General features: G+C 70.3%; 9 protein-coding genes and 1 pseudogene. 2 read left to right on the top strand and 8 right to left on the bottom strand.

The features are described 5' to 3' along the window. Positions 1-66: 66 nt before the first annotated feature. The 4 genes from TCCBUS3UF1_RS04430 to TCCBUS3UF1_RS04415 are packed head-to-tail and all read right to left on the bottom strand — an operon-like array spanning position 67 to position 4,229. A complete protein-coding gene (locus tag TCCBUS3UF1_RS04430) occupies positions 67-939 on the bottom strand; it encodes a 3-hydroxybutyryl-CoA dehydrogenase (protein ID WP_041433762.1) in 873 nt (290 codons plus the stop codon). A gap of 15 nt (positions 940-954) precedes the next feature. Next, complete coding sequence (locus tag TCCBUS3UF1_RS04425; protein ID WP_014515306.1) at positions 955-1,815, bottom strand: DMT family transporter; 861 nt, start codon at positions 1,813-1,815, stop codon at positions 955-957. Further along, the gene (locus TCCBUS3UF1_RS04420; protein WP_014515305.1) at positions 1,805-3,025 is read right to left on the bottom strand and encodes a pitrilysin family protein; all 1,221 of its coding nucleotides are present in this window, start codon (positions 3,023-3,025) and stop codon (positions 1,805-1,807) included. Before TCCBUS3UF1_RS04420 ends, TCCBUS3UF1_RS04425 begins: the two co-directional genes overlap by 11 nt. Beyond that, positions 3,015-4,229, bottom strand: a complete 1,215-nt coding sequence (locus TCCBUS3UF1_RS04415) for a pitrilysin family protein (RefSeq protein ID WP_041433761.1) — start codon at positions 4,227-4,229, stop codon at positions 3,015-3,017. Before TCCBUS3UF1_RS04415 ends, TCCBUS3UF1_RS04420 begins: the two co-directional genes overlap by 11 nt. 15 nt (positions 4,230-4,244) lie before the next feature. Here TCCBUS3UF1_RS04415 and recG point away from each other — a divergent pair, with 15 nt between their 5' ends. Together recG and TCCBUS3UF1_RS04405 are read left to right on the top strand one after the other, a co-directional pair. Continuing rightward, a complete protein-coding gene (gene recG, locus TCCBUS3UF1_RS04410; protein WP_014515303.1) occupies positions 4,245-6,551 on the top strand; it encodes an ATP-dependent DNA helicase RecG in 2,307 nt (768 codons plus the stop codon). Next, on the top strand, positions 6,551-7,330 hold the full coding sequence (locus TCCBUS3UF1_RS04405) for a hypothetical protein (RefSeq protein WP_014515302.1): 780 nt from the start codon (positions 6,551-6,553) through the stop codon (positions 7,328-7,330). The genes recG and TCCBUS3UF1_RS04405 overlap by 1 nt, the downstream gene beginning before the upstream one ends. Here TCCBUS3UF1_RS04405 and TCCBUS3UF1_RS04400 read toward each other — a convergent pair. The 4 genes and pseudogenes from TCCBUS3UF1_RS04400 to TCCBUS3UF1_RS04385 all read right to left on the bottom strand — a co-directional run bounded on the left by TCCBUS3UF1_RS04400 (position 7,284) and on the right by TCCBUS3UF1_RS04385 (position 12,806). Then, positions 7,284-8,273 carry a pectin acetylesterase-family hydrolase gene (locus TCCBUS3UF1_RS04400; protein ID WP_014515301.1) on the bottom strand — a complete coding sequence of 330 codons (990 nt, stop codon included), beginning with the start codon at positions 8,271-8,273 and terminating at the stop codon, positions 7,284-7,286. The genes TCCBUS3UF1_RS04405 and TCCBUS3UF1_RS04400 overlap by 47 nt on opposite strands. A gap of 85 nt (positions 8,274-8,358) precedes the next feature. Next, positions 8,359-8,736, bottom strand: coding sequence for a CBS domain-containing protein (locus tag TCCBUS3UF1_RS04395; protein ID WP_014515300.1), 378 nt, complete (start codon positions 8,734-8,736; stop codon positions 8,359-8,361). Positions 8,737-8,832: 96 nt separating this feature from the next. Beyond that, positions 8,833-11,706 carry an AAA family ATPase gene (locus TCCBUS3UF1_RS04390; protein WP_014515299.1) on the bottom strand — a complete coding sequence of 958 codons (2,874 nt, stop codon included), beginning with the start codon at positions 11,704-11,706 and terminating at the stop codon, positions 8,833-8,835. Then, positions 11,681-12,806: pseudogene (locus TCCBUS3UF1_RS04385) on the bottom strand (exonuclease SbcCD subunit D). The gene TCCBUS3UF1_RS04390 and the pseudogene TCCBUS3UF1_RS04385 overlap by 26 nt, the downstream one beginning before the upstream one ends. Positions 12,807-12,811: the final 5 nt, after the last annotated feature.

The raw sequence follows: 12,811 nt of genomic DNA, 5'->3' as shown, positions 1-12,811 counted from the left end.
GCAAGCCAACTGGCTCGGGGTAAAAGCTTGGGCAGAATGGACATAATATCCTCATTTCTTTTTCTTTTAGCCCACCTTGTTCCCCTTCTCGTCGTAGGCGTAAAAGCCCCGGCCCGTCTTGCGGCCCAGAAGCCCCGCCTGGACCATGCGGCGCAGGAGGGGGGAGGGGCGGTACTTGTCGTCCCCGAAGCCCCGGTGGAGGACCTCCATGATGGCCAAGCAGGTGTCCAGGCCGATGAAATCGGCCAGCTCCAAGGGCCCCATGGGGTGGTTCATCCCCAGGCGCATCACCCCGTCGATGGCCTCCTTGCTGGCCACCCCCTCGCGCAGGGCCTCGATGGCCTCGTTGATCATGGGCATGAGGAGGCGGTTGGACACGAAGCCCGGGTAGTCCTGGACCTCCAGGGGGGTCTTCCCCATCCGCTGGGCCACGGCCACCACCAGATCCCGGGTTTCCGGGGCGGTGAGCTCCCCCCGGATCACCTCCACCAGGGGCATGAGGGGAACGGGGTTGAAGAAGTGCATGCCGATGAAGCGCTGGGGCCGGCCAGAGTAGCGGGCCAAGGCGGTGATGGGGATGGAGGAGGTGTTGCTGGCCAGGACCGCCTCCGGCTTGGCCAAGGCCCCCAGGCGCTCAAAGAGGCGGCGCTTCTCCCCCTCGTCCTCCACGATGGCCTCCACGATGAGGTCGGCCTCTTTGAGGTCCTCGAGGCTTAGGCCGGTGCGGATCCGCCCCAGGGCCTCCTCGTGGGCCTCGGGGGTGATCCTCCCCTTTTCCAGGAACTTCCCTAGGGAGCGCCGGATGCTGGCCAGGCCCCTTTCCAGGAAGCTTTCCGCCACGTCCACCAGCACCACCCCGTAGCCCGCCACCGCCGCCACCTGGGCGATGCCGCTACCCATCTGCCCCGCGCCCACCACGCCGATAACCTTCACTTCCATAGGGCACCCCGGGGGCTATTTTACGCCCTTGAGGTTTACCAGGAGGACCCCGAGGAGGGCCAGCCCCCCACCCCAGAGGGAGAGGGGGGAAGGCACCTCCCCCAGCCAAAGGTAGGCGATGAGGATGGCCAGGACCGGGGAGAGGTAGAGGAAGCTGGAGAGCCTCGAGGCCGGGGTGCGGGAAAGGGCGTAGGTCCAGGTGAGGTAGGCCAAAGCCCCGGGGAAAACCCCCAGGTACAAGGCGCTAAGGAGGGCGGGCCGGGGCGCCGTCCTCAGGGCCTCGGGAAGCCCGGGCAGGAAGAGGAGGAGGGGCAGGGTGCCCAGGAGGAGGGTGTACACGGTCATCTCCTGGCTGCGGTAGCGGGCGAAAAGGGGTTTTTGTAGGACGAAGTAGAAGGAGGTGGACAGGGCGGAAAGGAGGACCAGAAAGGCCCCGGGGCTCAAGGCCAGGCCCCCGCCCTCCCCGAAGGCGATGAGGCTAGCCCCCACCAGGGCCAGGGCAAACCCCACAACCCCCCAAGGGGAAAGCCTTTCCCCAAGAAGGAAGCGGGAAAGCAAAGCGGTGAACACCGGCCCGGTGGCGATGAGGAGGCTGGCGGCCCCGGCGCTCACCCAGACCTCCCCGTAGACCAGGGCGGTGTGGTAGAGGCTGATGCCCAAAAAGCCCAGGAGGAAGAGCCGGGGCAGGTCCTCCCGGCGGGGCGGGCGCACCCCCCATAGGGGGGCGAAGAGGAGGAGAAGGGCCCCCGCCACCAAAAAGCGCAGGAGGACCAGGTGCCCAGGGGCAAGCCCCTCCAGCCCCGCCCGGATCCCGGCGAAGGCGCTGGCCCAAAGGAGGATGGTGAAGAGGGCCGCCCCCAGGGCCTTAGGCTCCATGGGGAAGGACCAGGTAGTAAAGGCCCCGGCTCAGGTGGCCCCCTTCCAGGAGGGCGTTGACCTCCTTCGCCCCCACCCGCCCCACCCGGGCCTTGACCTCGGCCAAGGGGAGGTAGCGCCCGGTGTAGAGGTACTCCATTCCCAGGTGAAAGAGCCGCCCCATGGGGGTCTCCCCAGCGAAGACCAGGGCCGTGGCCAGGGGGGTCTTGGCCCGCTCCACCTCCCCTTCCCCCACCCCTTCCCGCTCCAGGCGGGCCAATTCCGCCTGCAGGGTGGAAAGCACCGCCTCCTTGTGGCTGGGGTCCGCCTGGACGTAGGCGTGGAAAAAGCCCGCCCCGTCCGCCTCCTCGTGGCCGAAGGAGGCCACCTCGGCCAGGCCCCGGTCCACCAGGGCGAAGTGCAGCCGCCCCGAGCCCTCCTCCCCCAGGAGGTGGGCCAGGACCTGGGCGGCGTACCGCCCCTCGTCCCCGTAGGCCAGGCCGGGGAAAAGGCCCACCAGGTAAAGGGCCCGGGCCTTCTCGTAGGGGCGCTCCTCCACGCCGTGGGCGGGGAGGAGGGGGGGGTAGGCCCGGTCCGCCTCCCCCATGGGCCAGTCCTGGGTGAGCCGCTCGGCCTCGGCCACCAAGGCCTCAAAGTCCACCCGGCCCGTGGCGGCCAGGACCATGTTCCCCGGCAGGTAGCGGCGGCGGTGGTAGGCGGCCATGGCCTCCCGGGTGAGGGCGGTGATGCTCTCCTCCGTGCCCAAGACGCTGTGGCCCAGAGGGTGCCCGGCGAAGAAGCGGGCCCGGGCCCAGTCGTAGGCCATGTAGCCCGGACGGTCCTGGTAGCGGGCGATCTCCTCCAGGATCACCCCCTTCTCCGTGGCGAAGTCCTCGGGGCGCAGGGCGGGGCGCAGGAGCTTGGAAAAGAGCTCCAAGAGGGGCAGGGCGAACTCGGGCAGGACCGCCCCGTAGTAGACCGTGGCCTCCTCGGAGGTGAAGGCGTTGTACTGGGCCCCCAGGCGGTCAAAGGCCAGGTTGACCGAGAGGGCGTCCATCCCCTCGGGGCCCTTGAAGACCATGTGCTCCAGGAAGTGGCTCACCCCGCTCTCCTCCGGCTCCTCGTCCCGGGCCCCGGTCTTGACGAAATAACCCAGGGCCACACTCCGGGCATCGGGAAGCACCTCGGCGATGATCTTGAGGCCGTTTTTCAGTTCTGCTTCACGAAACATGGGCCACCTCCCCCAGAAGGCCCACCCAGGGGTCGCGGTAGGGGTGGGCCCGCAGGAAGGCGTTCACCGCCCCCAGGTCCGTCCCCTCAATGGCCCCTTCGATCTCGGAAAGGGAACGCACCCGGCCCAGGGCGAAGAGGTCCCGGGCCATGGAGCTGGCCCGGCTGCGTATGGACTCGTCGGCCATGACCAGGGCGGTCCTCAGGCCCACCTTGGCCCGGAGGAGCTCCTCCTCCGTCACCCCCTGGGCCAGCCTTTCCATCTCCTGAAGCATCACCTCCAGGGTTTCCTGGGCCCGCTCCTTGGTGGTGCCGGCGTAGGCCATGAGGAGGCCCTGCCCCCTAACCCCGGCGGGGAAGGCGGAAACCGCATACACCAGGCCCCGCTTCTCCCGCACCTCGGTGAAGAGGCGGCTGGACATCCCTCCGGAGAGGACCTCGAGGGCCAGCCGGGCCGGGTAGAAGCCCGGATCCTCCGGCCCCACGTCGGGGTAGGCCAGGCCGATCTGCACCTGGGCGGTGGGGCGCGGAAGGGCGAAGCGATGGGGCTCAGCCAGCCGCGGTGGGGGGTAGAAGGCCTCCTCCCCCTCCCAGGCCAGGAAGGGCTCCGAGGCCGCGAGGAGGCGCTCCCAGGAAACCCCTCCCGCCACGGCCAGGATGGCCCCCCTAGGGGTATAGCGCCGGTGGAAGTCCGCCCGCACCGCCTCCGGGGTGGCCCCTTTCAGGTCCTCCGCCTGGCCCAAGGGGTCCCGCCCGTGGGCGGAGAGGAAAACCCGGCGCCTCAGCTCGGAAAAGAGCTTCCGCGCCGGCTGGTCCTCCTGGGAGAGGAGGCTTTGCAGGGCCACGCTCCGCACGGCCTCAAAGGCCTCCCTGGGCAGGCGGGGCTGGGTGAGGAGGAGGGCATAGAGGCGGAAGACCTCCTCCAGGACTTCCGGCAAGAAGGCGGCGGAAAAAAGGGTATACTCCAGCCCCGCCCCGCTTTGCCGCCTTACCCCCAGGGCGTCCAGGGCCCCCGCCAGGCCCTGGGCGTCCAGCTCCCCGGCCCCCTTCCAAAGCCACCCCTCCAGGAGGGCGCTGGACCCGAGAAGCCCCTCGGGTTCGTTCACCGCCCCGGCGGGGACCAGGAGGTGGAAGGCCACCCCCGGGTAGTCCCGCTCCTCCAGGGCCAGAAGGAGACCGTTTGGCAATCGCTCCACGCGGCTCACAGGCCTAAGGGTATCATGGGGAGCGTGAGGGAAGGGGAGCTTAGGGAAAGGCTCCTAAGGCCCATCCTCCGGGAGCTGAAGGATGGGGCCAAGGACCAGGTGGTGGTGGGGGGCCTCGAGGGCCTGGTGCGGAACCTGGCCCGCCCCTTTCCCGAGCTCCTCAGCCTCTTCCAGGGCTATGGGGAAAAGGCCCCCGAGGAAAGGCGGCGGATCCTGGAGGAGGCCATCCGCTTCCTGCAAGATGGCGCCCCGCCCCCCCCTGCCCCCAAGCCCCCGGGAAGCCTCTCCCCCGAGGACCCCGCCCACCTCCTCGCCCCCCCCCAGGGCCGGAAAAAGCTGGCCGAGCTGGCCCTGCGCACGGTGCGGGACGTGCTCCACTACTACCCCCGCCGCTACGAGGACCGCCGGGCCCTGCCCGGGGTGCGCTTCCTGGAGGAAGGCCAGAAGGCCACCCTGGCGGTGAAGGTCCTGGCCAAGGAGCTCCTCAAGACCCCCAAAAAGGGAATGCAGCTGGTCCAGGTGCGGGCCCAGGACGCCTGGGGGTGGCGGCTCACCCTGGTCTGGTTCAACCAGCCCTGGGTCCTGTCCCAGGTGGAGGTGGGGGCCACCCTGATCGTCACCGGGCGGGTGCAGCGGCGGGGCGGGGTGCAGCTTCTGGTGGAGCACTTTGAGGACGAGGGCACCGAGTCCCTTTCCACCGGGCGCATCGTCCCCATCTACCCCGCCAAGGAGGGCATAGGCCAGGCCTTCCTGCGGCGCACCGTCCACCAGGCCCTGCAAAGGGCCCTCCCCCTCCCCGATCCCCTGGCCCCCTACCGGGAGGCGGAAGGGCTTGGGGACTACTCCGAGGCCCTAAGGGCCATCCACTTCCCCGAGGACGAGGAGGCCCTCAAGCGGGCCCTCCTCCGCCTCAAGTTCCAGGAGTACCTCCTTCTGGAAATCAAGGCCCTCCTGGACGCCGGGGGGATGGTCTTGGGCCGGAGCTTCCGGGTGGAGGAGGCCTGGGTGGAGGCCTTCAAGGAGGCCCTGCCCTTCCCCCTCACCCGGGCCCAGGAAAGGGTTATGGGGGAGATCGCCTCCGACATGCAAAGCCCCAGGCAGATGGCCCGCCTCCTCCAGGGGGACGTGGGCTCGGGGAAGACGGTGGTGGCGGCCTTCGCCCTTTACCTGGCGGCGCAAAACGGGGCCCAGGGGGCCCTCATGGCCCCCACGGAGATCCTGGCCAAGCAACACCACCAAAACCTCACCCGCTACCTCTTCCCCTTGGGGGTGCGGGTGGAACTCCTCCTGGGCTCCATGACCCTCAGGGAGAAGGAGGCCGTCCTGGACCGCTTGGCCTCGGGAGAGGCCCAGGTGGCCGTGGGCACCCATGCCCTGATCCAGGAGAAGGTGGGCTTCCGGGACCTGGGCCTGGCGGTGGTGGACGAGGAGCACCGCTTCGGCGTCCTGCAGCGGCGGGCCCTTCTCAAGCTGGCCCGGGTGCCCCCGGACGTCCTGGTCATGTCCGCCACCCCCATCCCCCGCTCCCTGGCCCTCACCCTCTACGGGGACCTGGAGGTGAGCCTCCTGGACGAGATGCCCCCGGGGCGCATCCCGGTGAAGACCAAGGTCCTCCCCCACCGCCTCCGCCTCCAGGCCTACGCCTTCGCCCGGGAGGAGGTGCGCAAGGGGCACCAGGTCTTCGTGGTGGCCCCGGCCATTGAGGAATCAGAGGAGCTGGACCTCAAGGCCGCCACCACCCTGTTTGAGGAGCTAAGGGGCCTCCTCCCCGGGGTGCGCATGGCCCTCCTCCACGGGAAGATGCCCGCCCGGGAAAAGGATGCCGTGATGGAGGCCTTCCGCCAGGGGGCCTTTGACCTTCTGGTCTCCACCACGGTGATCGAGGTGGGGGTGGACATCCCCCGGGCAAGCCTGATCATCGTGGAGAACGCGGAGCGCTTCGGCCTGGCGCAACTCCACCAGCTCCGGGGACGGGTGGGGCGGGGGGGCCTCGAGGGCTACGCCATCCTCATCGCCGGGGAGGCAAGCCAGAAGACCCTCAAGCGCCTCAAGGTGCTGGAGGCCTCCACGGACGGCTTCTACATCGCCGAGATGGACCTGAAGCTGCGCGGCCCCGGGGAGCTGAGGGGCACCCGCCAGTCCGGCTACCCCGAGCTGAAGCTGGGGGACCTGGCGGAGGACACTGGGATCATTGAGCGGGCCCGGGCCCTGGCCAAGCGCATCCTGGAGGAGGACCCGGACCTCTCCCGCCCCGAGCACCGGGCCCTCAAGGAGGAGCTCCGGGCCCAGGCCGAGCGCATCGGTTTCCGCGAAGTCATCTGATGCCCCTCCTCGCCCTCCCCCACCCCCACCTGCCCGCCTTCGCCTCCCAGGGCGGGGCCCTGAGGGCCCAGGCCCTTAGGGACTACCTCCTGGCCCTGCGGGCGGTCTACGCCGCCTACGCCCCCATCCCCCCGGTGACCCTGTACGCCCTCTCGGAGAGGGACTGGCGGCAAAGGCTGGCCTATCCTTACGGCCTTCCCTTCCAGCACACGGGCCCCCAGGGCCTGGCCGTCTACGCCCCCCTCACCTACCCGGAAAGGCTCCTCCACCGCCTGCGGGAGGTCCTCCTCCCCCTAGGCCCCCCTCCGGGGGAGCCCGCCCTTCTCCTGGACCTCAACCTGGGGCACGAGTACGCCCACGCGGTCCAGGTGGCCTGGCGCCTGCGCACGGGGGCCCGCTGGCTGGACGAGTTCTTCGCCAACTACCTCTTCCTTCTGGGCCTGAAGGGGGCCAGGCCGGAGCTCGGGGAAACCCTTCTGGCCTGGAGCCGCTACCTGGCGGGGCTCAGCCCCAGGGTGCGGAGCCTTTCCGCCTACGAAAGGCGGCGGGGCAACCTGGAAAGCGCCCTCTGGTTCCAGGCCCAGTTCACCCTCAAGGCCGAGGCCCTCCTTGCGGAGGGGGACAGGCTCCTTAGGGCCTTTCTGGACGCGGCCCCCTTGGACCGCAGGAAGGGGCACCGCCTCCTCCTCAGCCTCTACCCCGAGCTCCGGGACTGGTTCGCCGCCTTCGGCCTCAGGGGCGCACCCGAGGGGGGGTCTTCCCCTCAGCCAGGGACCTGAGCCAGTCCAGGAAGGCCACCTCCCCCACCTTCAGGGTGTAGAGCTCGGGCCGGGGCAGGATGCAGTGCTGGCTCCCGGGGGCCAGGTAGAGGGTGTAGTTCTCCGCCTGGGCGGGAAGGAGGAGGGCCCTTTGGGCCCCTTCCGCCCACTCCCGGGCCGTGGCCTCGGAGGGGGTGCGCTCCCCCTTCATGAGGCCATAGAAGAAGACCTGGGTGCCGTCCAAGGCCGTGGTGTACTGGGCGAAACGGGCCTTGGGGAAGGCCCGGGCCAGGACCAGGTAGATCTCCGCCACCTGGGGGTTGGGAGAAAGCCCCGCGACCTCGGGCAGCCGGGGGTTCCACACCGCGAAGCCGGGGAAGCCCTCGGTGCGCACCCCCACCCCGGCGTCCCCGCACACCGCCACCTGGGCCTCCTTGTAGGCGGCAAGAACCCGGTCGGCCCAGAAGACCGCCCCGTAGGCCCCGGCGGAGCACCCGGTCACGAAGACCCGTTCGGGGTTGGTGTAGTTCCTAAAGACGTAGTCCAGGACCCCCTGGACGTTCCTGGCCCCCTGGTGGTGGACCCTGAACCCCCCGTAGTCCACCGTGGCCCGGCCCACGTGCAGGTCCCCGGTGCAGTAGGGGATGAAGACATGGGTCCAGCCCGCGAAGGGGTTGGCCGCGCTCAGGCGGTTGTAGATCCCCTGGGCCAGGAGGAGCTCCTGCACGTCCACCCGCTTGCGGTAGGTCTGGCTCTCCGCGCTGCAGGTGGCGGCGTTCCAGCAGGCCCCGCCCCCCTGGAAGTCCAGGACGAGCCTCTTGGGATCCCCCGGGCTTACGTAGAAGCGGTAGGGGGAGCCGTCGGAGCAGAGGCCGCCCGGAACCTCCACCGCCTTCCAGAAGGCCTCGAGGCCCTGGGCCAGGGCCAGACCAAGGAACAACAAGAGGGCCAAAAACCGCCGCATTGTTCACCTCCGCCCCCAGTCTAAAAAAGAGCTTGGACCGGGTCAAGAAAAGGGCGGCCCCAAGGCCGCCCTTGGGGCGGGCATCTTAGAACACCGCCTTATGCAGGATGTCCGTGACGGAAACGATGCCGATCACCTCCCCCTGGATCACGGGGGCGCGGCGGATCCCGGTGTTGGCGAAAAGCCGGGCCACGTACTCCACCCCCAGGTCGGGGTTCACGGCGATCACCGGCTTGGTCATGATCTCGTGGATCTGGACCGTGGCCGGGTCCTTGCCGTAGGCGATCACCTTGTAGACGATATCCGTTTCCGTGACGATGCCGTAGGCGTCCTCCTCGTGGCGGCGGTCCACGATGAGGGCCCGGAGGCCCGTTTCCTTCATGAGGTTGATGGCCTCCTTCACCGTGGCCGCCCCTTGGATCATCACCACCTGGGTGGACATGATGTCCTTGGCCTTCTTCACGGCGCACCTCCTTACCCGGTGGGGAAGGGGGTAGGGTTACCGGGCACCCTCAGGGTACCCCAAGGGGTATGGGGCCGCCCAGGGACAAACCTACCCCTAGGCCCACTCCACCCGGCTCCCCGAGAGGTGCTTGCGCACCCGAAGCCGGGCGGGAAGCCGCTCCGCCAGGGCCTCCACATGGGTGACGATGCCCACCAACCGCCCCCGGGTGGGCAGGCTCTCCAGCACCCCGGCCACCAGCTCCAGGGTTTCCGGGTCCAGGGTGCCAAAGCCCTCGTCCAGGAAAAGGGCCCCAAGCCTCCCCTGGGAAAGCTCCTCGGAAAGGGCCAGGGCCAGGGCCAGGCTGGCCAGGAAGCTCTCCCCCCCGGAAAGGGTCTTGACCGGGCGCTCCGCGTCCGTCCAGAGGTCCAGCACCGCGTACTCACTCCCCCGGGCCCGCAGCCGGTACCGCCCTCCGGAAAGGGTGTGGAGGAGCTCGTCGGCCCGCGCCACCAGGTGCTGCTGCCGCAGGCCCAGGAGGTAGGTGGGGAAGTTGTGCCGCTGGAGGTCCAGGGCCAGCTTCTCCCACAGAGCCACCTCCTGGGCCACCTGGGCCAGGCGGCCCTCCAGCTCCCGGCGGCGGTCCAGATCCCTCTCTAGCCCCCTTAGGCGCTCCTCCAGGACCGCTTCCCGCCGCTTTAGGTCCTCCAGGGCCTTCCGGCTTTCCTCCAGGACCTTCTGGGCCTGCTGGACCCTTGCCTCGGCCTCCTCCAGGGAAAGGGGCGGGGCCGGGGGAAGGGCGCGCAGGCGGGCCTCCACCTCCGCCCACTCCTCCCGGTGCGTGCGCAGCTGGGCCTCCAGGGCCTCCTTCTCCCCTGGGGGAAGGTAAAGGGCTTCCGCCTCCCTCTCGGGAAGAAGCCCTTCCACCCGGGCCCGGGCCTCGGCCAGGGCCCGCTCCTGCTCGGCCTCCTTGGCCTTTAGGGCCGCCAGGCGGTGCTCGGCCTCCTGGATGGCCTGGGAAAGCCGCTGGTCCTCCCTCTCCTGCCCCTCCAGGTCCTTCACCCGGGCCCGGAGGGCCTCCAGGTGGGCCTTCACCCCCTGGCCCCCGGTCCTCTCCTGGAGGTGGCGGTAAAGCCCCGCCCCCAGGGCCTCCTTTTCCGCCCTCAGGGCGGCCAGGGCCCGCTCCGCCTGCTGGAGGGCCGCCTCCGGCTCCTCCACCCCTTTTGGGGCCAGGCGGGCTTCCTCCTCCCGAAGCCTCGCCAGCCCCTCCTGCATGGCCTTGGCCTTCCCCTGGAGCTCCCTATACCCCTCCCGCAGGGCCTGCAACCGTTCCTTGAGCCCTTCCAGGGTTGTCTGCAGGGCCTCGAGGTCCCCGGGAAGGGGCTCGGGAAGGGCGGAAAGGGCCTTCTCCTTCTCCGCCAGCTCCCCCTCCAGGGCCCCAAGCCGCCGGAGCAGGGCCTGGAGCTCCTCCTCCAGGGAACGCCGCTCCAGGGCAAGCCGGGAGGGCTCCCCCAGGGGGGGCAGGGCGTGGACCACCCCCCCGCAGAGGGGGCAGGGCTTCCCGGGCTCCAGGAGGTCGCGGTAGGCCCAAAGGCCAAGGCGCCGCTCCTCCCGGGCCAGCTCTTCCAAGGCCCTTTCCAGGCGGGCCCGCTCCCTTTCCAACTCCTCCTTGCGCGCCCTTAGGGCGGCCACTTCCTCCTTAAGGCGGTGGGCGGTGGCCGCCTGCAAGGCCCCTTCCACCCTTTCCGCCTCGGCCCGAAGGGCCTTCCCTTCCCTCTCCAGGGCCGAGAGCTCTTCCTGGAGGCGGGAAAGGGCCTTTTCCTCCTCCTCGCGCCGGGCCTTGGCCCGGGCCCAGGCCCTTAGGGCCTCGGCCTCCCGCGCCAGGCGGTCCTCCTCCGCCAGCACCCCCTCCAGGGCCGCCGGGTCCAGGCGGGGGGTAGGGTGGGCTTGCGTGCCCACCCGGCGCCAGAGGGCCTCCAGGGCCTTTAGCTCCTGGGCCTCCAGAAGGGCCTCCCGGGCGGCCCTTAGGGCCTCGGGGGAAAAGGCTAGGGCCCGCCGGGCCTCCATCAGGTCGGCAAGCCGGGCCTCCACCCCTTGCCGCTCCCCTTGCGTCCCCTTGAGGGCCTCCTCCTTGGCGCGGAGGTCCCGCCAAAGGGGCAGGGCCCGCTCCGCCTCCGCCGCCCGGGCAAGCCGCGCCTCCAGGGCGGCCATGGCCGGGGCCTCCGCCTGGAGGCGGGCCCGCCAGGACTCCAGGGCGTGCCGCTCCCGAAGGAGGCGGAGGGCCTCCTGCGCCCCTTTGGCCTCCTCCGCCAGGCGCCCTTCCTCCCGGGTAAGCCGGGCGATCTCCTTCCGCAGGCCCTGAAGCTCCCCCTCCAGGGCCTCCTTGGCCTCGAGGGTGGCCCCCTCCAGAGGGCGGAGCTCCCCCTCCAGGTGCCCCTTCTCCTCCAGAAGGGCCGAGCGCCTTTCGGCGGCCCTTTCCCGGGCCCGCTCCAACAGGGCAAGCCCAAAGAGGTCCGCCAGGATCTCGTGCCGCTCCCGGGCTTCCCCCTTGAGGAAGCGGTCAAACTCCCCTTGGGGCAGGAGGAGGGCCCGGGTGAAGGCCTCGTAGGAAAGGCCCAGGATCTGGGCCATCCGCTCGTTGAACTCCGCCTGGCGCTCCAGGGGCAGAAGGCGCTCCCCTTGGGGCAGGATCTCAAAAAGCCGGTCCTCGCTCCGCCTCCCCCGGACCCGGTCCACGCGGAAAACCCGTCCCCCCACCTGGAAGACCAGGCGCACCCGGGCCTCGGGGACCGCGGGGTGCTTGAGCTCCTTCACGCTCCGCCCCACCCGGGGCACGCGGCCATAGAGGGCGAAGGCCATGGCGTCCAGGAGGGTGCTCTTCCCGCTCCCCGTGGGCCCGGTGATGGCGAAGAGCTCCACATCGGAAAAGTCCACCGCCTGCGCTTCCCGGTAGGGGCCGAAGCCCTCAAGCTCCAGGCGCAAGGGCCGCAAGCTCCACCTCCTCCAGTACCTTTACGAAGCGCTCCAAAAGGGCCTCCTCCTTCCGCCCCCGGGTTTCTAGGTAGCGGGCGTAGGCCTCCTTGAACCCCAGGTGGGCCCCCATGGCCTCCCCCTCCCCGGCCTCCACCATCCCCGCGGCCTCCACGGCCAGGAGATGGGGCAGGGCCCGAAAGAGCCGCTCCCTTTCCTCTGGGGAAAGCCTCCCCTCCACCACCAGGCGCAGGTAGCCGGGGAAGCGCTCCATCTCAGCCAAGCGGGCGTCAAGCTCCTCCTTGCGCAGGCGGAAGGTCCTAAGGGGCCTACCCCAGCGCTCCCGTATGGGGTGGACCCGGGGAGGGCCCGAGGGGGGAAGCTCCACCAAAAGGGCTCCCCGCTCCGCCTCCTCCCCCTCGCCGAAGTCCAGCTGGACCAGGCTTCCCGGGTACCAGGCCAGGGGGGCCTCGGAAACCTGCTGCTGGCGGTGGATGTGCCCCAGGGCCAGGTAACGGGCCGAAAGGGGCAGGGCGGAGGGGGGAACGGCGTAGCTCCCCCAAAGGTGGAAGGCGAACTCCCCCGCCCCCGGCCTGGCCCCCTCCAGGGCGAAGTGGGCCAGCATCAGAGGGCTTTCCAGGTTGGCCAGGATGCGGCGCATGGCCTCGGCGTAGCTGCGGTGGCGCTCCTCCGCCTCCTGGAAGACCCGCTTCACCAGGATCCGCTCGGAGACGAAGGGCAGAAGGGCCGCCTCCACCCCCCCCAGGGCCACCACCCCCCCCCTCCTCCCGGAAGAGGGGCCTCCCCCGCACCGCCGCCCCCGCCAAGGCGAAGAGGGGGGCCAGGGCCTCGAGGCGCTCCTTGGGGTCGTGGTTGCCGGCGATGACCAGGGCGGGTATCCCCAGCTCCCTTAGCCTCAGGAAAAACTCCACCGCCTGGGCCTCGGCCTCCGCGGAAACCTGGGGGCGGTCAAAGAGGTCGCCCGAAACCAGCACCGCGTCCACCCGCTCCTTGGCCGCGATCTCCAGGAGGGCCTTCAGGGCCTCGCCGATCTCCGGGGTGCGGTCCACCCCCTTGAGGACCTTGCCCAGGTGCCAGTCGGCGGTGTGGAGAAGGCGCACGGGTT

The sequence above is a fragment of the Thermus sp. CCB_US3_UF1 genome (assembly GCF_000236585.1).
Lineage (GTDB): Bacteria > Deinococcota > Deinococci > Deinococcales > Thermaceae > Thermus.
This window is presented reverse-complemented; position numbering and strand designations above follow the sequence as displayed.